This is a genomic window from Moraxella sp. CTOTU47724 (assembly GCF_032014955.1).
GTDB classification, from domain to species: domain Bacteria; phylum Pseudomonadota; class Gammaproteobacteria; order Pseudomonadales; family Moraxellaceae; genus Faucicola; species Faucicola tetraodonis.
Genome location: NZ_DALZSV010000019.1, coordinates 1 through 20,265, shown reverse-complemented (window position 1 = coordinate 20,265; position 20,265 = coordinate 1). Strand labels below are relative to the sequence as shown.

Annotated in this window: 17 protein-coding genes; 11 read left to right on the top strand and 6 right to left on the bottom strand. The window is 41.0% G+C overall.

Features of this window, described 5'->3' with window-relative positions; translation table 11 throughout:
• Positions 1–110 precede the first annotated feature (110 nt).
• The 3 genes from recF to dnaA form a co-directional block, all read right to left on the bottom strand.
• Positions 111–1,283, bottom strand: coding sequence for a DNA replication/repair protein RecF (recF, locus tag RTR63_RS05795; protein ID WP_312523186.1), 1,173 nt, complete (start codon positions 1,281–1,283; stop codon positions 111–113).
• 52 nt (positions 1,284–1,335) lie between these two features.
• Positions 1,336–2,511 (bottom strand): DNA polymerase III subunit beta, encoded by a 1,176-nt coding sequence (dnaN, locus tag RTR63_RS05790; RefSeq protein WP_062333068.1) that lies wholly within the window; start codon positions 2,509–2,511, stop codon positions 1,336–1,338.
• Positions 2,512–2,615: 104 nt separating this feature from the next.
• Positions 2,616–3,956 carry a chromosomal replication initiator protein DnaA gene (dnaA, locus tag RTR63_RS05785; RefSeq protein ID WP_312523185.1) on the bottom strand — a complete coding sequence of 447 codons (1,341 nt, stop codon included), beginning with the start codon at positions 3,954–3,956 and terminating at the stop codon, positions 2,616–2,618.
• Positions 3,957–4,458: 502 nt separating this feature from the next.
• Between dnaA and rpmH the strand changes: the two genes are divergently transcribed.
• The 8 genes from rpmH to RTR63_RS05745 all read left to right on the top strand — a co-directional run bounded on the left by rpmH (position 4,459) and on the right by RTR63_RS05745 (position 11,832).
• Complete coding sequence (rpmH, locus tag RTR63_RS05780) at positions 4,459–4,593, top strand: 50S ribosomal protein L34 (RefSeq protein WP_050326012.1); 135 nt, start codon at positions 4,459–4,461, stop codon at positions 4,591–4,593.
• Positions 4,594–4,835: 242 nt separating this feature from the next.
• Positions 4,836–5,273: a ribonuclease P protein component gene (gene rnpA / locus RTR63_RS05775; RefSeq protein ID WP_095356243.1), complete on the top strand. Its 438-nt coding sequence runs from the start codon at positions 4,836–4,838 to the stop codon at positions 5,271–5,273.
• A 63-nt stretch (positions 5,274–5,336) separates the two neighbouring features.
• Positions 5,337–5,636: a membrane protein insertion efficiency factor YidD gene (gene yidD / locus RTR63_RS05770; protein WP_076776917.1), complete on the top strand. Its 300-nt coding sequence runs from the start codon at positions 5,337–5,339 to the stop codon at positions 5,634–5,636.
• 181 nt (positions 5,637–5,817) lie between these two features.
• Entirely contained in the window at positions 5,818–7,509 is a 1,692-nt protein-coding gene (yidC, locus tag RTR63_RS05765) for a membrane protein insertase YidC (protein ID WP_312523183.1), read from the top strand.
• A gap of 152 nt (positions 7,510–7,661) precedes the next feature.
• Positions 7,662–9,053: a tRNA uridine-5-carboxymethylaminomethyl(34) synthesis GTPase MnmE gene (gene mnmE / locus RTR63_RS05760; RefSeq protein ID WP_312523182.1), complete on the top strand. Its 1,392-nt coding sequence runs from the start codon at positions 7,662–7,664 to the stop codon at positions 9,051–9,053.
• A gap of 32 nt (positions 9,054–9,085) precedes the next feature.
• Positions 9,086–9,610 carry a transcriptional regulator NrdR gene (gene nrdR, locus RTR63_RS05755; RefSeq protein WP_036601355.1) on the top strand — a complete coding sequence of 175 codons (525 nt, stop codon included), beginning with the start codon at positions 9,086–9,088 and terminating at the stop codon, positions 9,608–9,610.
• Positions 9,611–9,617: 7 nt separating this feature from the next.
• Positions 9,618–10,697 carry a bifunctional diaminohydroxyphosphoribosylaminopyrimidine deaminase/5-amino-6-(5-phosphoribosylamino)uracil reductase RibD gene (gene ribD / locus RTR63_RS05750; protein ID WP_312116071.1) on the top strand — a complete coding sequence of 360 codons (1,080 nt, stop codon included), beginning with the start codon at positions 9,618–9,620 and terminating at the stop codon, positions 10,695–10,697.
• Between the two features lie 466 nt (positions 10,698–11,163).
• Entirely contained in the window at positions 11,164–11,832 is a 669-nt protein-coding gene (locus RTR63_RS05745; protein WP_312523181.1) for a riboflavin synthase, read from the top strand.
• 164 nt (positions 11,833–11,996) lie between these two features.
• On the opposite strand, the gene RTR63_RS05740 is transcribed toward RTR63_RS05745, so the two are convergent.
• A complete protein-coding gene (locus RTR63_RS05740; RefSeq protein ID WP_312523180.1) occupies positions 11,997–14,819 on the bottom strand; it encodes a response regulator in 2,823 nt (940 codons plus the stop codon).
• Positions 14,820–14,955: 136 nt separating this feature from the next.
• On the opposite strand from RTR63_RS05740, the gene fmt reads away from it, so the two are divergent.
• From fmt to thrC, 3 genes are all read left to right on the top strand, one after another.
• A complete protein-coding gene (fmt, locus tag RTR63_RS05735) occupies positions 14,956–15,972 on the top strand; it encodes a methionyl-tRNA formyltransferase (RefSeq protein ID WP_312523178.1) in 1,017 nt (338 codons plus the stop codon).
• A gap of 15 nt (positions 15,973–15,987) precedes the next feature.
• The gene (gene rsmB / locus RTR63_RS05730) at positions 15,988–17,340 is read left to right on the top strand and encodes a 16S rRNA (cytosine(967)-C(5))-methyltransferase RsmB (protein WP_312523176.1); all 1,353 of its coding nucleotides are present in this window, start codon (positions 15,988–15,990) and stop codon (positions 17,338–17,340) included.
• A 68-nt stretch (positions 17,341–17,408) separates the two neighbouring features.
• The gene (gene thrC / locus RTR63_RS05725; RefSeq protein ID WP_312523175.1) at positions 17,409–18,824 is read left to right on the top strand and encodes a threonine synthase; all 1,416 of its coding nucleotides are present in this window, start codon (positions 17,409–17,411) and stop codon (positions 18,822–18,824) included.
• Between the two features lie 98 nt (positions 18,825–18,922).
• Here thrC and RTR63_RS05720 read toward each other — a convergent pair whose 3' ends face one another.
• Positions 18,923–19,666, bottom strand: coding sequence for an enoyl-CoA hydratase-related protein (locus tag RTR63_RS05720; protein WP_312523174.1), 744 nt, complete (start codon positions 19,664–19,666; stop codon positions 18,923–18,925).
• 268 nt (positions 19,667–19,934) lie between these two features.
• The gene (locus tag RTR63_RS05715; protein ID WP_312523173.1) at positions 19,935–20,192 is read right to left on the bottom strand and encodes a GlsB/YeaQ/YmgE family stress response membrane protein; all 258 of its coding nucleotides are present in this window, start codon (positions 20,190–20,192) and stop codon (positions 19,935–19,937) included.
• Positions 20,193–20,265: the final 73 nt, after the last annotated feature.

Here is a 20,265-nt window from a genome sequence, read left to right as displayed (position 1 = left end):
GAGAGGTAAAATAGTGATTTAGCTCAGCTAAAAAGAGAGAGTTTAAGTTACATCAGTTTGAAAAAATACTTAATCATCTAACGTTAGTCACCTAAAAATATTATTGGTTTTTATAGGTCATTTTGAATAGGTTGTGTTTCAAGCGTTAATTGTCTAACGCTTCCCTGTTCCACGTGAAACAGTTTTATATTATCTTGCCAAATCTTCTGAATGCTTTCAACGATATCTTGGGTGAGACTGGTGATAAACAGCTGTGAATTAACTTGTTTTAAGCCAGTTAATAACAGCATAAGCGCGTCATTGTCCAATTCTGCTGTGATATCGTCTACCAATACCAAAGGTACTTTATCGACCTGATTGAGTAACGGCAACTGCGATAAGCGAAGCGCCATGACCAATAATTTTTTTTCACCCCTTGACAGCATATCGGTGGCAAGCAACGTCTGCTTGTGTTTATGCCCTGCTGCATCGGTATGCACTAAATCTAGCACAACATTGATATCAGACCGATGACATCCCATACGTGTATAGCCAAGCTCAATGTCAGACGCTAAACGATTGGCTAAGGTAATGGCTAACCCAGCTTCAGTATCAAATCCCGGTGTATAACGCAATCGTAATTTTTCGGCATACTGGGGTAAAAATTTTTGCACTTGCGCCAAAAAATGGGGCTGCCATTGTTCAATGATATCAGCCCTTGCTTGGTGAATTTTTTCTGCATGTTGGCTTAGCTGGTAATCCCAAGCGGAGAGTTCGTGCTGTTGCAGGCTGGTTAATGAGACGTTGCCAACATTTTGCTTTAATAAGCTATTGCGTTGTTTTAGTAGACGCTGATAAGCGAGCCAATTGGGATGAAATGATTGTTCCACGTGAAACCCTAGCCAATCTAACATTTCACGCCTTGCTTGACTACCATCCTCTAGCTGTGCAAGGCTCACAGGCTCGAGCAATAGGGTCGGTAGCAGCTGTGCAAGTGGGCTTTGGGTCACAAGCGATTGACCATTAAGTCGCAATTGCGTGGTAGCATCTTGGGATTTGGCAATAGCAACCGTTTGCCCATGATTGAGCCTAGCAAAAACTGTCGTATCGCTAAAACCATGCTCAATATAATGCCTCGGTTGATGATGGCGAAAACTTTTGCCGCGCGATAATAAATAGATGCTTTCTAATAGCGACGTTTTTCCGCTGCCATTTTGACCCAAGAACACATTACAACTGCTAGGTTGTAATTCAATCGTGTGAAGATTGCGAAAATGATGAATAGCTAATTGAATAATTTGCATGATTTATCTAATTAACTACTCATCACTGGATTGAAAAAAATATGCCCGCTAACTAAATACGCATTGGCATAACCACAAATTCGTGTTTGCTGTCATTGACTTGTTGTACCAATACCGAAGCATTGGCTTGGCTCATATTAAAGTCAATTTCGCCTTGCAGTACATTCAGCACATCTAGCAAATAAGCCACATTGAATGATATCTCTAAGGGCTCACCTTGATACTTAACCTCAAGCTGCTCACTGGCTTCATCTTGCTCAGCGTTGCTAGCACGTACCATCAAATTGTTATCGCCTGAAAAATCAAAAATCACGCCACGCGATTTCTCGTTACTCAAAATAGCCACGCGGCGAAGCACGTTCGCCAGCTGCTCTTGGCTGATACGGGCAATTTTGTTGGTTAATGATGGCATAACGCGGCGATAATCGGGGAACTTACCATCAATCAAACGCGCGGTAAAAGCCACCATGATGGCATTTTTTAGCTGACCTGTGCTATCGACTTCCCCAAAAGGGAGTAACACTTGTAAAAATTCACGACCGACATTGAGGGTGATTTTATTATCTTGATTCGGTAGCATGCGTTTAAGCTCTGCTAACAAACGTTGTAATTCAAGTACGGCTTTTCTTGGTAAAATTGCAGCCAGTGCCACGCTATCATCACACGCTATCACTGTACGAGCCAATGCCAAGCGATGACCATCGGTTGATACCGTCGCCAATTGACGCTCTTTGACTTCAAACAGCATACCGGTGAGATAATACCGCACGTCTTGCACGGCCATCGCAAAATGCGTTTTATCGAGCAAATCGACTAGGTCTTCACGGCCCAATTGGATAGGCGTGACTTGCTCTGGCTCACCCAATAGGGGAAAGTCTTGGGCAGGTAAAGTGCTGAGTTTAAAACGACTACTACCGCACACAATTAAACACTGATTGTCGTTACCTACACTGATAGATACGGGTAAACCGTCGGGTAATAATTTTACGATATCTTTGAATTTGTTGGCAGGAACGGTGATCTCACCTGGTTGTTTGCACGCCGATGCTGGCAAATTGAGGGTGGCTTGTAATTCAAGCTCCAAATCTGACGCTACCATGACCAATTGAGAGTCGGTTAACGCCAATTTCATATTCCCCAGAATTACCATGTTATGGCGTTTGTCAGCGGCTTTTGAAATTAAATTAATCGCTTGTAGTAACAAATCGCGAGAGATTACTAATTGCATGGCACCGCCTCAAATCAAAATGAATGGTTGTAACAAATGGAAAAATTAAGACTTATTATACGGGGTAATTGACTAAAAATCTTTTTAATCGAGTTAACAAAATACTAAGTCTGTAACATTAATTTTAATGAGCGATAATCCTTGTCAAACATCAAATCGCTGACACAAAGTTCTTGTACTTTCTCACAGGCGTGCATGACCGTAGTATGGTCGCGACCACCAAATGACTGCCCAATTTCTGTAAAGCTGTTATTGGTTAGTTCACGAGCTAAACTCATAGCCACCTGACGCGGACGAGCGATATGACGTAAACGCTTTTTACCCATCAGGTCTTTGACCGATATATCATAAAACTCAGCAACGACTTTACGAATATTATCCATACTGACCGCTTGTACACGAATAGCAATCAAATCTTTTAACGCCATTTGTACCAGTTCTAAATGGATAGGCTGATTGAGCAGACGGGAAATGGCTAAAACTTTGTTCAGCGCACCTTCTAACTCTCGCACATTGGCGATGATATGCTGAGCAATAAAAATAGCGCACTCTTTTGGCAAATTCACCTCTTGCGCTTTGGATTTTTTTTGCAAAATTTGAATACGGGTTTCTAGCTCTGGCGGCTCTAGCGCTACTGCTACTCCCCAAGCCAGACGTGACTTTAAGCGCTCGTCAAAATCAGTCAGTGCGCTCGGGTGTTTATCAGATGCCAAAATCACTTGTTTATTTTTGCTCATAAAATCATTGAGCAATAGCAAAAACTGCTCGCTACTTTTTTGCTTTCCCGCAATCACATGAATATCATCAATAATCAATAAATCGGCTTTTTTAATTTTATCTTTGAACTCATCGATTTTTTGTTTTCTTAATGAATTCACCAGCTGGTTAACAAACTTATCGGACGTGAAGTAATAAAAACTTTTGCCTTGTTTTAAAATCTCGTGGGCAATTGCTTGCATCAAATGGGTTTTTCCCAAACCTGTCGCGCCATAAATAAACAGCGGATTATTTTTTGATTGACCCAAATTGTTGGCAGTCTCTCGGCAAATACTATAAGCGATTTGATTGGATTTTGCGGTTACAAATTGGTCAAACGTAAAATGCGGATCGATATACTGAAAAGAGCGTTGCTGCTCATTTTTTACCAGCGTCACTTTTTGCTCACCAAGCTCTTGTGTACCGACAGCGTCAGTGATTGCGTTACCTTTATCAATTTGAATCTGCACATGAATTGGTAGGGTTGGCTCAAGCTGGTGTAAAATCGTTTGAATTTGACTTAAATGATTTTTTTCAACATAGCTGGCAAAGTATTGATTAGGTACATTAACGACCATCGTGTTGTCATGCATTGAGGCGGATAATGGGCGAATCCACATGGTAAAAATATTATCAGGTACTTGATATTTTAATTCGTCAACGCACTTAAGCCATAATGCATCCGCCATAACTTCACTTTCCTAATTCAAGCATCTTCAAAATTGGTGTAATGTATCATAAAACCGCTATTTTACAAATAAAATTATTGTGGATAATAATGTGGATATAATTGTTGATAAGTTAAAAATGGAAGTTAATAACAAACTATCAACTATTTATATACAGGCTTATCAACATTATAAATAATTGTTTTTTTATGATTTTTAGTTAAATATCCACTGAAATAGATGTGCTTAATAATAATAAATAATACTTATTTAATATATAATAATAAAAAAATTTTTTGTGGATAACTTTTTACTAAGTTGTATTTGTTATACAAAAATTTTATTTTAGATAAGCAAAATAATTGGTTGTACCAGTAATTTTAAGAAAGAAATTAATCGGTAAGCTTAGTTATCCTTGACCTATTGGTTAAAATTAAGGATAATACGAGATTAACTGTTTTGAAATTTTGTATTTTAACCGCTATCGGTTAAATGTCACGTAAATTTAGCCAAGGTGAATCGCATGAAACGCACTTTCCAACCAAGCGTAATCAAACGTAAACGTACTCACGGTTTCCGTGCTCGTATGGCTACTAAAAATGGCCGTCAAGTTTTAGCTCGTCGTCGTGCTAAAGGCCGTCATCGTTTAACGGTGTAATGTCTATTTTGTTAACTTGATTTAATGTTGATATTAAAACAGGTTATAGTAAAAAGCGATATACTTCTTATATCGCTTTTTTTATTGTTGTACTAATCGTTATGCTAGAAGTCCGTTCGTAACTAAGGATTAGCATACTCCCCTACTCTATTATTTCAGCCTGTTTTTACCCTATCTATAAAATATTTATAGCTTTGGCTTTTATTTTAATGGTGCTTTGGTATTGATTTGGACTTATCCTCATGACGGCAGACAAACCTTTTAAATTTGATAAATCACAGCGGCTGCTAACGCCTAAAGATTTTAAAGCGATGTCGGGTCGCCATACCAAAACTGGTGAAAATCAGTCACAGCCTGTTGTGATGTTTAAAATTCATCAGCCTAACTTATTGTTCTTTGTCAAAGTGGTTTTAGCCGATACCCAAAGACAAGCTGCAGTAAATCGGTTGGGTCTTGCGATCACTAAAAAGAAAGTCAAACGTGCCCATGAGCGTAATCGTATTAAGCGATTAACGCGAGAGCATTTTCGGTTGCATCAGCACCAGCTAAATGGTCAAGTTGATATTTTGTTAACTATCAAGCAGTTTTCCGATGACATGCCAAATGAAGCAATTGCGCAGCAATTAGCGATGGGCTTTAACTTAATCAACGATAAGATTAGAAAGTTGAAACGGAGTTAATTTTTTGGGCAGTTCGTAATATCTTTACTCAAATGAAGGTGATAAAAAATCTGGGTTTAATCCATGGATAAATTATTAGCAAAATTTTTGCTGGGTATGATTATATTTTATCAGCGTTTGATTAGCCCATGGTTGGCACCTCGTTGCCGGTTTTATCCAACGTGTTCTAGTTATGGTTTAGAGGCGGTAAGATTGCATGGGGGGTACCGGGGTGGGATATTGACAGTCAAGCGTATCGCGCGCTGCCATCCTTGGGGTGGGCATGGGATTGATTTTGTCCCTAAGCCATTATATCGCTACCGCTATCATTATATTAACACACGCCCGTCTTACTTTTTTGTATATGCTTACCACTATCATTAATTGATGTAGATAATTAAATTATAAAAATTTGTCGCCAGTCTCAAATAGCGTAATCGAGTCAACTATTTATAGAATATCTTTTTTAACTTTTTTTTAGTAGAATGTCTTCTATTTTTTAATTGTTTTTCCTTTATTAGCAACTAGTGATTTCAAGCAATATCATTAGATAGGGTAGCTATATATGCAAAAAATTTTACGGACATTGATTATTATCGCAATGTTAATTACGGGTTATTTGCTGATTCTGGCATGGCGGGATGATTATACCAATGTAAATAAACCCGTTGCGATAACCCCAACAACCACAGCCGTCAGTAGCAATGATGTGCCAGTGGCGGGGGCTTCAGGTACGCCAACGGGCGATATTCCCACGGCAACAGCAACCACATCAACCGCCGCTCCCACTACCCAGCAAACGGGCGCACAGCTCATTAGCGTGATGACGGACAAATATGATCTTCGTATTAATCCAGTCGGTGGCGATGTGGTATACGCGGCGCTTCGAGAGCATACCCAGACATTAGATAGTAAACAGCCGTTTGTACTTCTTGAAGAAAATAGTAATCGCGTATATGTGGCTCAGTCAGGGTTAATTGGTGCCAATGGTATTGATAATAGCAATGGCCGTGCTACTTTTACCGCGCCTAGTAACCAATTTGTCATGCAGCCTAACCAAGCCGAATTGGTCGTGCCTTTAACTTATCAAAAAGATGGCGTAACCGTCATCAAATCCTATAAGTTTACCAAAGGTCAATATCCTATCAACGTCAGCTATAACATCACCAATAACGGTACGCAGCCTTGGCAAGGACAAATGTATGCGCAGTTAAAACGTGATAATAGCGAAGACCCAGGTAAAGGTGACAAAGGCGCAATTAGCCTATCGACTTACCTAGGTGGCGCATGGGGTACACCAGATCAGCCTTACAACAAACTCAAGTTTGGTAATTTTAATGAGGGTTTAAAAGCCAGCAGTGATAAAGGCTGGATTGGCATGGTACAGCATTATTTTGTCACCGCTTGGATGCCAAAGGATTACACAGCAAATTTTTATAGCCGTGAAGCTGGCAAAGATCACATTATCGGGTTCACCAGTAACCCTGTGTCAGTCGCTCCCAACAAACAAGTGACGTTAACGTCTGCCCTGTATGCAGGTCCAAAAATTCAAACCAACTTAAAACCTTTGGCAGAGGGGTTAGATAAAACTGTTGATTACGGTATCTTATGGCCGATTTCAAAAGTCCTATTTTGGATTTTGGATAATGTACATAAAGTCTTGGGTAACTGGGGTTGGTCAATTATTGCACTCACTTTATTGGTAAAAATCGCGTTAATGCCTATCGCCAATAAAAGCTATCACTCGATGGCAAAAATGCGCGCAGTGGCACCACGATTACAAGCCCTAAAAGAAGAATATGGTGATGACCGTATGCGTATGTCACAAGAGATGATGCGCATCTACAAAGAAGAAAAAGTCAATCCGATGGCAGGTTGTTTACCTGTATTGCTGCAAATGCCGATTTTCTTGGCGTTGTATTGGGTACTGGTCGAATCGGTCCAATTACGCCATGCCCCTTGGATTGGTTGGATTCGTGACTTATCATCCATGGATCCATTGTTTATCTTGCCACTCATTATGGGCGCGGCGATGTTTTTCCAGCAGATGCTAAACCCACAGCCGCAAGATCCTATGCAAGCCCGTGTGATGAAATTTATGCCGATTATTTTCACCGTGTTTATGCTATTCTTCCCAGCGGGTCTAGTGCTGTATTGGACGGTCAACAACTTGTTTAGTATGGCGCAGCAATACTTTATCAATAAAAAAGTTGAGCGTGAGCAAGCAGCAAAAGAGGCAGCACGTAACGTGGTGTAAATCCATCAATCAGTAAGTTATCCACCCTTTAAACCGTTGTTTAAAGGGTTTTTTATTGGCAAAAAATAATCATGTTGTAATCAGTGAGTGGATGTTAAAATATCAGTATTAAGTCAATGCTGACTACCCGAAATGTTAGATTGTAAAAAATTATGTTAAATAACTCTCAGACAGCGCTTACTTCAACCATTGCCGCCATTGCAACTCCAATGGGTCGTGGTGGAGTTGGTGTGATACGCCTATCAGGTTCAAACAGTTACCAAATTGCCTTGGCGTTGACAGGTCGTCAAGCTTTCAAACCGCGATTTGCCTATTTTTGCCGATTTTATGATAGTGATGATACGGTGATTGATGAGGGATTGGTGTTATATTTCCCTGCCCCCCATTCTTTTACAGGTGAAGATGTGATTGAGTTGCAAGGTCACGGTGGTATGATTTTGCAGCAGCAGCTTTTGACCCGTGTGTTTGAATTGGGTGCAAATCAGGCGGTAGCGGGTGAGTTTTCGGCGCGGGCTTTTGATAATGATAAGCTTGATTTGGTACAAGCAGAAGCCATTGCTGATGCCATTGATGCCACAAGTGTGGCTGCCGCAAAAAGTGCCATGCGTTCATTGACCGGTGAGTTTTCACAAAAAATTAATGCGCTGCTTGAGCAGTTAATTCAGCTACGACTGTATGTTGAAGCCGCTATTGATTTCCCAGATGAAGAAGGGGTTGATTTTTTGGCAGATGAACACATCGCCAAGCAATTGCGCCAAGTTTGTGAGCAATTAAACAATGTGTTAGCCACTGCCAAACAAGGGCAATTACTGCGAGATGGTGTCTCAGTTGTGATTGCAGGGCGACCCAATGCGGGAAAATCTAGCTTGCTCAATCGCTTAGCAGGACAAGAGCGTGCCATTGTGACCGATATTGCCGGGACAACCCGTGATATCCTACAAGAAACCATTGTGTTAAACGGGCTAACGCTAAATTTGACCGATACCGCTGGGCTACGTCAAACCGATGATATTGTCGAACAGGCAGGCATTGAGCGAGCACGACAAGCCATCACCCAAGCTGATTTACTGCTTATGGTGTATGATGCGCACCGTGAGCATGAGCCGTTACGATTGGCGAGCGAATTATTTGGTAGCCTACCCAATGCCAATTCGATATTAATGATTGCCAACAAAATTGATTTATCCGACAATCATCAAAATTTGCCCAAGCAACTTTCATCACAAGCGCAGATTTACCACCCCGTCTATGTGTCTTGTAAATATGGTACAGGGCTTGAAGAATTGGTCAATCAAATCTGTGATAAAGTCGGTTTTCATCCCCCTGAAAATAGCTTAATTGCACGAACCCGCCATCTTGATGCGCTGCGCCGTACCCAAATGGCGCTACGAGAAGCCGATGAACAACTGCATTTGTTTCATGCCGGTGAATTGGTGGCGGAAAGCCTACGCCAAGCGCAGATTAGCCTCAACGAAATCACCGGTGAATTTACCGCCGATGATTTATTGGGTAAGATTTTTGGCAGTTTTTGTATTGGCAAATAAATTAAAAGCTTTAAACTTAGCTAGGAAATCGCATGCACTGTCCATTTTGTAATGCTGAAGATACCAAAGTCATTGATTCAAGACTCGCGGCAGAAGGGGCGCAGGTACGCCGTCGTCGTCAGTGTACCGCGTGCCAAGAGCGATTTACTACCTTTGAAATCATTGAGGCAGTAATGCCCCGTATCATCAAATCCAATGGTCGTATTGAGCCGTATGATGGACAAAAACTGCGTCGCTCAGTGCAGCTACCGTTACAAAAACGTCCAATATCGACCGACAACATTGAAGCCATGATTAGCCGTATTGAAAAACAGCTCAGGCAGCTCGGCGAGCGTGAGGTGCCCAGTAAAATTTTAGGTGAAATCGTCATGAAAGAGCTAAGCCAAATTGACGATGTCGCCTACGTTCGATTTGCTAGCGTCTATCGTGATTTTCAAGATATTGAAGCGTTTAAACACATGGTGTCAAACCTCACCACTGATGCCAATAAACAAGAAATCAATCAACGTATCGAAGATTTGACTCACCCACACAAGCTCAAACATCTACAATCCTAAGTTTTTTATGACGGCAACTTTATCGTCCGCTGAGCGCTATCAGCACCAATACTACATGTCACGCGCCATTGAGCTGGCTAAAAAAGGACGTTTCACCACCCGTCCCAATCCTAATGTCGGCTGCGTCATTGTCAAAGATAATCAAGTCATTGGCGAAGGTTTTCACTATCAAGCAGGACAACCCCACGCCGAAGTATTTGCCCTTCGCCAAGCGTATGAGCATGATGCCAAGCAATTGCAAGGTGCAACAGCGTATGTCACGCTTGAACCTTGTAGCCATCATGGACGTACTCCGCCCTGTGCTGATGCGCTAATCAAAGCGGGTATCAGCCGTGTTGTGATTGCTGTTGTCGATCCTAATCCTAAAGTCGATGGTGGTGGTATTGCCAAACTGCATCAGGCAGGTATCGAAGTCATTACCGGTATTTGTGAGCAAGCGGCTTATCAATTAAATGAAGGCTTTTTTAAAGTCATGCGTGGCGGCTTGCCTTTTGTGCGCTTAAAGATAGCGACAAGTTTGGATGGACGCACCGCGATGGCAAATGGCGAGTCAAAATGGATAACCAGCGACCAATCACGCGAGGATGTACAGCGTTTACGAGCGCAGGCAGGGGCGATTATTACGGGGAGCGAAACCATCCTACAAGACCATCCTGCGCTAAATATCCGTAGTCAGCAATTAGGGGTAAATTTAGACGACATACCCCAGCCGCTATTGGTAGTGCTTGACCGTCGTCAACGCATCCAAATGACGGATGCATGGTACCAAAGTCAAATCAACAAGCGTCCCGTTTTGCTTATCCAAGACGCAACTATGAGCTTAACCCAACTACTCACTATTTTAAAAGATAATTACCAAATCAATGATGTGTTGGTTGAAGCGGGTGCGACGGTCGCTGCTAGTTTTTTACAACAAGGTTTGGTAGATGAATTAGTCGTGTATCAAGCGCCATGCATTTTGGGTAACAATGCTAAGCCCATGATTAACTTTACGGCACAGCATATGTACCAACAAATGGTCGCTTCACTGGTTTCACATGAAACAATGGGCAATGATATCAAACTAATCTATCGCTTTGATAAGTAAATCCACACAATCTGCTAGTTAAATCTTGCTAAAAAAATTGGTTAAACTGTTATATTGTTTGCTTTTTAAAACTTATCCACATTGTTAGCTAAATTTAATGAAAGCGTTAAAACCAGCATTTCTTTTGTGGATAAGTGTTTCACATGAAACAATGATTAGAGTCGGATTTTACTGTAATGCTAGAGTATAAGCGGTGTTTCACATGAAACATCCGACAAAATACCCGTTACCTATCACAATTATGACCAGTGGATAAGTAGATAAATAAGGTCATAAGTAGTCTGTGAGGTTAAATTATCCACTAAAAGCTAGCTCTATCATTTTAATTTTTTGAACGCTTGATGCCCAATTTAAATTACAGCTGATTTTTGATTATAATTTAACTATTCTAAATAATATTTTATGTTTGTGATAGTTGTAAAAGTACATTAAAATGCATTGTTATGATAAAAAATTAGGATAAACAATGTTCACAGGTATTATTGAAGCGACTGGAAAAATTGTTGCCATTACGCCAACACAGGGTGATATACGCTTAAAAGTTCAATCTGACTATTTGGACTTTGCTGATGTCAAATTGGGCGACTCGATTGCAAGTAACGGGATTTGTCTCACTGTTGTAGAGCAAGGTAAAGACTGGTACGCCGTTGATGTTTCACGTGAAACACTCAATAAAACAGCGATGCAACAATGGCAAGTTGGCGATGTAGTAAACCTTGAAAAAGCCATGTTGCCTACCACACGATTTGGCGGCCACATTGTCACCGGTCATGTTGATACCACGGGTACGGTTAAACTGATAAAAAATGATTCGCGCTCGATTTATATAGAGATTGAGATTCCAAGCGAGTTTACCAAATATGTCGCTACCAAGGGTTCTGTAACGGTCGATGGTATTAGCCTGACCAGTAATTTGGTGGAAGGTAATGTGATTAGTTTAAATATCATCCCGCATACGGCGCAGGTCACCAATATAGGCAGGCATTGGAAAGTGGCAACAAAAGTTAACATCGAGGTGGATGTGGTAGCCAGATATTTAGAAAAGCTTCTTGTGTCAACACCAGACAACATGTCAAATTCTAACCATGAAGGCATTACATTAAGTTTCCTACAACAAAATGGATTTAGCAAATAACACCGATAATATCCCTACTAAACCTTTAGCTGAAAAAAATTGTTAAATTTTGGTTTATAATGATGGACAAAAAACCACCAACCAATTTACTTTTAAAACTCGACTCTAATAATATTTGACTTCAAGCAAAAAAAGACCAGGTTAACTTGGTCTTTTTTTATTGTCTAAACCATGTAATGATTGATGGCTTCGATGAGTTTTTGCTTATTGATAGGTTTGGTCAAAAAACTGTCCATGCCCGCTTCTAAACAGATATTTCTATCATCATCAGAATCGTTGGCGGTTAAGGCAACAATCGGCACACTATCTTTATTGAGACGAATAATGCGTGTCGCTTCAATACCATCTAAGATTGGCATACGACAGTCCATCAACACAAGTCCGATTCGCTGACGATTTTCACTGAGTAACTTAACCGCTTGCTCGCCATCATCGGCTACAAGATAGCGATAACCCAAGGCTTCCAAATGTTTTTTAGCAATTTTTTGATTAACGGGGTTGTCTTCTGCTATTAGTATCAATTTTTGACCAGAGTGATGCGCATCGGTTGTGCTATCAACACTTGTTTGCTCATTATCAAACAATTGCATTGGTGTATCCAATAATACATTATAGTTATTAACGGGTGGTGGTGCGGATGCTACGCTAACGCTAGAATGAGAGAGATTAGGGTACTGCTGCAAAAATTGCTTAAACGCCAGTTGTACGGGAAGATGGGTGTTGGTTTTTTCTTTTCTGATTTTTAACTCATATAGATGATTTACCTCCGCAATCAAGTGGCTTAAAGACGTAGGTTTTTGCAAATACCCATCAAATTGCAATTGCAGTTCGGGTGGCAAAGTTTTGGGGGATTCCATGCTTAAAATAATTTTAATCGCATCAGCATAAAAATGAATATGATCTAATAAATGGTTATTGGCTTTGAGTGCTACATCATCAATAACAAAGACCGGCATCAAGCCTTGCAAATCAAGGTTATTAATCGTATCGATAACGGCTTCATCCATAGATGTGAAGATATGGTGGGATAATTCCACATAATTTAGCACTTTATTCACTCGCTCAAAGATAGAAAATGGCGAGATAATAATTAGTGTTACCCTTAAATTACCAGTTTTATATTGGTAAGCAGACTGCAGACTAAACTTTGGAATCGGTAAAAATAGTTGGAATTCACTGCCTTGGCCAAATTGACTTTCTAAATGAATAAACCCGCCCAATAAATGTGAAAAACTATTGGAAATAGCTAAACCAAGCCCCGTACCGCCAAATTGCCGACTAATAGAATCATTGGCTTGTTCAAAATAGGAAAATAACTTTCGTTGGTCTTTTTCTGTAATGCCTAAGCCGGTATCTTTTACTGATATTTTTAACCAAGCTTTGCTGACAGTGGTATTTTGGCTGGTTTTAGCCTTGATTAATGGGTGATTGCTATCGGTTTTATCAACCGTGATAGCCACGTAGCCCTCTCGGGTGAATTTCACCGCATTGGTCAATAAGTTTAAAATAATTTGGCGTAATTTACCTTCATCACAATCAATAAAACGTGGGGTAAGGGGATCTACAAAAATATACAGACTAATTTTTTGACGTCGGGCATTACCAAGCATTAGTTCAGTGGTCTGGCGTAGTAACTTCAAGAGATCAATAGACGTGACATTGGTTTGTAGCTTGCCTGCGTCTAATTTAGCGACATCCAGCATATCATTGAGCAGTTGAATCATGGTCTGGCTAGATTGCTGCAAGGTTGCGATGGTTTCTTGTTGCTCGCTATTAAACTGCGCTTTATCTTCAGCAAGTAAATCTATCATGCCGACTAGACCACTGAGTGGGGTACGCAATTCATGCCCCACTACCGCCCACATTTTATTAAAACTGGTTAATTTATCGGCAGTAAATTTATCTTCGACCCACGCTTTTTGCAGTTTATCGTGATAATCGGTGGTATCCTCTAAGCCACAGCTATAACCTTGTAGTTGACCAAAACGGTTATAATACGGGGTAATGCGTAAATCAAAATACAGATTTCGCTGTAGATTGGTCACGGGTAAAGTTGCATAAGTCTGAATATTCTCGAGCGAACTTAGTAGCTGCTGCGTGGTTTTATTGGCACCGGTGATAAAGTCACTAAGAATATACATCGACCCCGGTTGAAACGGGGTATTAAACACTTGCGAAAATTTATGGTTAAAGTACACAATCCGACCATTTCTGCTCATGATAAATAGCAAAATTGGTGAAGTATCAATCAAAATATTTTGTCGATAGGTTAACTCGCGAACCTTATCATAATATTGCCCCATCTTATAAGCATGACGATTAAACAGCTGAGATAAATAGCGTAATTCAGGGTGGTCACGAAACTCATGAAGCTTGGCAGGCTGATAACCTTGACTAATTTGCAATTGCAAATTTTGGGCATTATCGAGAAATTTATCCCAAACATCATAAACTTTTCGCAGCTGAATCATCATATATAAAAATAGGCAAAACCCCAATAGCAGCGGCAGCAAATAGATAGGGTTGGCAAAATTACGCCAAAGTGGCAAATATTGTACTTTAACGTATAAGCGGTAACCCTCTGCCAGATTCTGCCAAACTTCAAAGCCATGAATATCATAAAACATTTTATTGCTTTGTTTGTTAGATAGCGTCCAATTGGGTAAGGGGACAGAAAAATCGTCATGGTTGTTTTTGACAACGGTAGTAGCACCCGTCGGCTCAACGATAATCAACTGATAATTTTTAATCGCCGCATGGTGATCTAAAGTGACTTGGCTCCAATCGTACTCATGATGGCTAATTTTATGATTGAGTTTATCAACCAGCTCAACGAGGCAACTTTCACCGAGCTGCTGTTGCTGCTGCAACGCATAAAAACCTAGCAACCCATAACCTGCCACTATCAGTATCAGTTCGATAGCCACTAAGGTTACGATGAGTCGCCGAGCTGCCGGGCGATTGTAGAGAGAAAACTGGTTTGACACAGCGCGATATACCCAATAGAGAAAACGGTCAATGAAGGTAAAAGAAAAAAACCCATCATCACAATGCTAGATTTAAGTATTGTGCCAATTCATATTATAATAGCAGAAATTTATTGTATTTAAGACGAAATTTATCATGTCTCAAACCCCGCTTAGGGTCGTATTTGCTGGTACGCCCGAATTTGCTAAAGTCGCCTTACAAGCACTCATCGGTCACCAAAAAGCCCTTAATATTGACATTGTAGCAGTCTATACACAACCTGACCGCAAATCTGGTCGTGGGCAAAAAATTAGCGCATCGCCCGTTAAAGCCCTTGCTTTAGCAAATAACATTGCGGTGGAACAACCCGAAAGTTTTAGCTTAAAATCAGCCGATGGCAATGTTTCACGTGAAACACTCAAAAAATATCGACCCGACGTGATGATAGTGGCGGCTTATGGATTGATTTTACCACTTGGCGTGCTACATATCCCAAAATTTGGCTGTATCAATATTCATGGCTCATTATTGCCACGCTGGCGCGGTGCAGCGCCCATTCAACGTGCGATTTTAGCAGGTGATGACACTACAGGCATTACCATTATGCAAATGGCGCAGGGACTCGATACAGGCGATATGCTGTATAAAATAGAATGCCCAATCACTGACACAGATACCACCCAACTATTGCATGATAAATTAGCCAAATTAGGCGGTGAAGCCATTGTCACAGTGTTGTCTGATTTAGAAAACTATCAACAAAGAGCCGAAAAACAAGACGACGCTTTGGCTAATTATGCTGAGAAAATCACCACAGCAGAGGGTGAAATTAACTGGCAAAATGATGCTATCAATATTCAACGCCAAATCCGTGCGTTAAATGCCTTTACCTATCTTGATGAACATAAAGACCCCAACAGTCGTATCAAAATAATAGAAGCAGCGCCCATTAAACTCGACCAACAAACCCATGAACCTGCAGGTAAAATCGTCAGTGTGGGTCGCAATGCAATTTTAGTCGCCTGTGGCAAAAACGTGACCAATAACCAACATCAGGGTGCACAACATCTGATTAATATTACCCAAATGCAGTGGCCAGGTGGTAAGCCGTTAACCGCTGAGCAAATTGCCAATGGAGATAAACTCAACGATGGTGATATTTTTCACTCATAACCAATTAGGCACATCATGACCCAATTACATTCTCAGCTTAACACTCGCGCCAAAGTTGTCGCCACCCTCGAGCGTATCCAACAAGGTGAGTCATTAGCTAGCCTTCTTGACCCACTACTCAACCAAGTGAGCGAAAAAGACAAAGGCTTTGCCCATGAATTATTGCTTGGCACGCTGCGTCAATGGTGGGCACTCGCTCGTATTGGTGAAAGCTTGATTGAGCATGAAGTCACTGATAAAGGCGTATGGGCAGCACTCAATATCGGACTGTACCAACTGCTGTATATGGACACGCCAGATTACGCGGCGATTGGTGAAACGGTCGAAGCAGTCAAACAACTGGATAAAGGTTACGGTGCTGGACTTATCAATGCCATACTGCGAAAGGTGCAAAAAAACCCTGCCAAATTTGCCAAAAAAATTGAGAAAAACCACAGTCTACCCAATTGGCTTGCCAAGCAGCTCAAACAGGATTGGGGTGAATACTATGCCGAGCTTGGACAAGCGCTTCGCCAACCTGCGCCCATATTCTTACGTGTCAATCGCAAATTTTGTAGTGTAGAGGATTATGCCGATATATTAACCCAACAAGGCATCGGGTTTGCCCTAGTATCAATTGGCATTGAGAAAGTGCAAACTATTCAACTCACTGACGCTATAAGAATCACCGATTTGCCTAAATTTTCCGAAGGATGGGTCAGTGTGCAAGACAAACATGCCCAGTTATCAGCGCATATTTTGGCAAGCCTCGCCTTGGATAAATCTTTGACGGTACTAGATGCTTGTACTGCGCCTGGGGGTAAACTGGCGCATTTATTGGAGATTGATCAGTCAAAGACGTTTCACGTGAAACATCAAAATATCGCGCATGTAATCGCTTTGGACAACGATGAAAAACGTTTACAACGGGTAAGCCAAAACCTTGAGCGTTTGCAGTTAAAGCAAGAAAATGTACAATTGGTATGTGATGATGCCACAACGTTTCAAGCAGATACCCAATTTGATGTGATAGTGCTTGATGCACCTTGTACCGCAACGGGTGTGATTCGCCGTCATCCTGATATCGCATTGCTACGTACTGAAGAAGATGTGGGGCAAACTGCCGCATTACAAGCCCATATTTTAGCCAACTGTTGGCATAATTTAGCGAGTAACGGCTATCTACTCTATATCACTTGCTCGATGTTAAAAGCAGAGAATGAAAATCAATTACAAGCATTTTTAGCCACACACAAAGAGGCGCAAATCGTGGATTTTAGCCTTAATTTATCCAACCAAATCAAACGGGACATCGGTTATCAATGCTTGCCGCTTCATCAAAACGATGGCGATGGCTTTTATTATGCCTTACTGCAGAAACGTGGCTAAAAAATTGGCATTCATCGCAATGCTAGGTTTATGCTAAACTGCATCAAATTGATTAAATGGATGGAAAGATGAACTATATCAGCACCCGTGGCAAAACAGCCCCTATGCAATTTAGTGATGTATTACTGATGGGGCTTGCCCCAGATGGCGGCTTAATGCTACCTGAAGAATACCCACAGATTGATGAAGCAACCCTCACCCAATGGCGCACTTTAAGCTACCCTGAGCTTGCCTTTGAAATCATGCAATTATTCGTCACCGATATTCCAAAACATGATTTAAAAACACTGATTGAGAAAACTTACACCGTACAAGCATTTGGCAATCCTGATATTACCCCTGTTCGTACACTCAAAAATGGCATCAAAATCATCGAGTTATCAAATGGTCCAACACTGGCATTTAAAGACATCGCCATGCAGTTTTTGGGCAATGCTTTTGAATATGTGTTAAAGAAAAAAAATGAGCGTCTGACTATCATCGGTGCGACATCAGGCGATACAGGCTCGGCTGCTGAATATGCGCTGCGTGGCAAAGACAATATCGAAGTGTTTATGATGTCGCCACATGGCAAAATGAGTGAGTTCCAGCGCGCACAAATGTATAGCCTCGATGACAAAAATATCCATAACATCGCCATCAAAGGTATGTTCGATGACTGCCAGGATATCGTAAAAGCCTTGCAGCAAGATGCTGAGTTTAAAGCCAAATACAGCCTTGGGACTGTCAACTCTATTAACTGGGGTCGTATCCTCGCGCAAATCGTCTACTATTTTAAAGGTTACTTTGCCAGCACCACCGACAATAGCGAAAAGGTCAGTTTCTGCGTGCCATCGGGTAACTTTGGTAATATCTGCGCGGGACATATTGCCCGTGAAATGGGATTACCCATCGAGCGTTTAATCGTTGCCACCAACGAAAACGACGTTCTGCACGACTTTTTTACTACTGGCAAATATAGCCCGCGTACCGCCGACAAGACTTATGTGACCTCAAGCCCATCGATGGATATTTCAAAAGCGTCGAATTTTGAGCGTTTTGTGTACTTGCTCGCTGAGAAAAATGGCGAAAAAATTAATACGCTTTGGCAGGATGTCAACGCAGGGAAAGGCTTTGATATGTCGGATTTGATGGCAAACATCAATGGCAAATATGGTTTTGCATCGGGAAAATCAACCCATGCCGACCGTATCGCCACAATCAAACAAGTGTATGCCGAAGACAACCAGCTCATTGACCCGCATACCGCTGATGGAATAAAAGTGGCACGTGAAGTACGCAAAGAAGGTGAAGTCATTGTCTGCGCCGAAACCGCCTTGCCAGCCAAATTTGCCGAGACCATCACCGAAGCTGTCGGTCAACTTGACATTCCCCGCCCCAAGCATACCGATAATATCGAAAGCTTGGCGCAGTATGTGACTGTGCTTGATAATGATGCAAATTTGGTGCGTGCGCAAATTGAACAGTTTGTGGTAGCCAAATAATGCCTATCTAATAAATTGGCTAATAAATTGACTCAAATAAAAGCCTTTTAATTTACTAATTAAAAGGCTTTTTTGCATTATTGTTCTTTTTTGCCTTACTATTTATGAACAAATTTGCGCAGTATCGCTTTGACTTCATCCGTCTGTAGACGGTTACTAAAGTGAATATTTTCTTGTTGGATACGCGCTAGGATTTCTGTGGCATTACGCATCAAGTCTTTGGTTTGTCGTACCGATGGCACCGATTTTTTGGCAAGTATTTCTGCTTTTTGGCGCGCCGTGCTTAATACCTCATCGCTAGTAGCAAAAGCTTGGTTGGCTAAGCCCAATTCAACTGCCTGTATGCCTGTGATTTTTTCACCCATCACAAACACCTCGAAGGCACGCTGATAACCAATTTTTTGCGTCAGTAAAAGGGTCGAACCTGCTTCTGGCACCAAAGATAAATCCACAAACGGGGCTAATAATTTAGCGTTTTCTACGATATACACCAAATCACAATGAAGTAGTAGCGTCAAGCCAATGCCAACGCCTGAGCCTGTCACCGCTGCCACGATGGGTTTAGGATAATCGCCCAAAAACTGCACAAAATCTAACGCATTAAGCTCAGCATCGTCGTTTTCAGCTTTGTTTAAAAAATCGACAAGATCATTACCTGCGGTAAAAAAATCCCCCGTTGATGTAAATAAAATCACTTGAATATTATCGTCACTTTTTGCCTGTTCCATCGCGGTTTGTACGGCTTGGTACATGGCATTGGTTAGGGCATTTTTTTTATCAGCACGATTAAACTGGATTTCTAAAACGCCATTTTGCGTTTGAAAATTGACAAGTTGTTCCATGAAAGTGTTTACCTTAGTATCTTATCAGTGTCTAGTAGATATTTGGTACTAGAAACCAAGTCAACAATATAGCATTATTCTAAGCTGAGATTCTAAACTTAGTGAGACAATGACGGCAAAAAAATTCAAACTGAAAAATTTAAAGCCAAAATGCCAAGCGTTAGATACTATGCGTTCAGAAAATTTTAGCCAATAAAAAAGGCATTTAAATTAAATGCCTTCTTTTAATTGATATTCTAAATTGATTGCATAGTTAACTAATACAGTATTAACCAATACGGCGTTTACCAGTGGCTAGCTCATAAACGAATAGCACAATAATGGCACCAATGACTGAAAAGATTAAACCGGTAAAACCACCATTGGCATTCATACCTAGCATACCTGCTAAGAAGCCGCCTACTAATGCACCAATGATACCCAGTACAATAGTAAGAATCCAACCCATTGCGTCGGCACCTGGCTTGATAGCACGGGCGATAACACCAACGATAAGACCCAAGATAATCTTATAAATAAAGCTCATTTAACACTCCTCATTTTTTAACTTGTCTAATTTTTAACTTATTTTATTGCCTAATCGATTGGCAGGCGTTACA

Excerpts from the sequence above, each read along its gene's own strand:
- rnpA (WP_095356243.1), top strand. The coding sequence starts at position 4,836 with ATGACGGCAGACAAACCTTTTAAATTTGATAAATCACAGCGGCTGCTA.
- RTR63_RS05715 (WP_312523173.1), bottom strand. The coding sequence starts at position 20,192 with ATGAGCTTTATTTATAAGATTATCTTGGGTCTTATCGTTGGTGTTATC.
- mnmE (WP_312523182.1), top strand. The coding sequence starts at position 7,662 with ATGTTAAATAACTCTCAGACAGCGCTTACTTCAACCATTGCCGCCATT.
- ribD (WP_312116071.1), top strand. The coding sequence starts at position 9,618 with ATGACGGCAACTTTATCGTCCGCTGAGCGCTATCAGCACCAATACTAC.
- recF (WP_312523186.1), bottom strand. The coding sequence starts at position 1,283 with ATGCAAATTATTCAATTAGCTATTCATCATTTTCGCAATCTTCACACG.
- thrC (WP_312523175.1), top strand. The coding sequence starts at position 17,409 with ATGAACTATATCAGCACCCGTGGCAAAACAGCCCCTATGCAATTTAGT.
- RTR63_RS05745 (WP_312523181.1), top strand. The coding sequence starts at position 11,164 with ATGTTCACAGGTATTATTGAAGCGACTGGAAAAATTGTTGCCATTACG.
- nrdR (WP_036601355.1), top strand. The coding sequence starts at position 9,086 with ATGCACTGTCCATTTTGTAATGCTGAAGATACCAAAGTCATTGATTCA.
- dnaN (WP_062333068.1), bottom strand. The coding sequence starts at position 2,511 with ATGCAATTAGTAATCTCTCGCGATTTGTTACTACAAGCGATTAATTTA.
- rpmH (WP_050326012.1), top strand. The coding sequence starts at position 4,459 with ATGAAACGCACTTTCCAACCAAGCGTAATCAAACGTAAACGTACTCAC.
- yidC (WP_312523183.1), top strand. The coding sequence starts at position 5,818 with ATGCAAAAAATTTTACGGACATTGATTATTATCGCAATGTTAATTACG.
- RTR63_RS05720 (WP_312523174.1), bottom strand. The coding sequence starts at position 19,666 with ATGGAACAACTTGTCAATTTTCAAACGCAAAATGGCGTTTTAGAAATC.
- rsmB (WP_312523176.1), top strand. The coding sequence starts at position 15,988 with ATGACCCAATTACATTCTCAGCTTAACACTCGCGCCAAAGTTGTCGCC.
- dnaA (WP_312523185.1), bottom strand. The coding sequence starts at position 3,956 with ATGGCGGATGCATTATGGCTTAAGTGCGTTGACGAATTAAAATATCAA.
- fmt (WP_312523178.1), top strand. The coding sequence starts at position 14,956 with ATGTCTCAAACCCCGCTTAGGGTCGTATTTGCTGGTACGCCCGAATTT.
- yidD (WP_076776917.1), top strand. The coding sequence starts at position 5,337 with ATGGATAAATTATTAGCAAAATTTTTGCTGGGTATGATTATATTTTAT.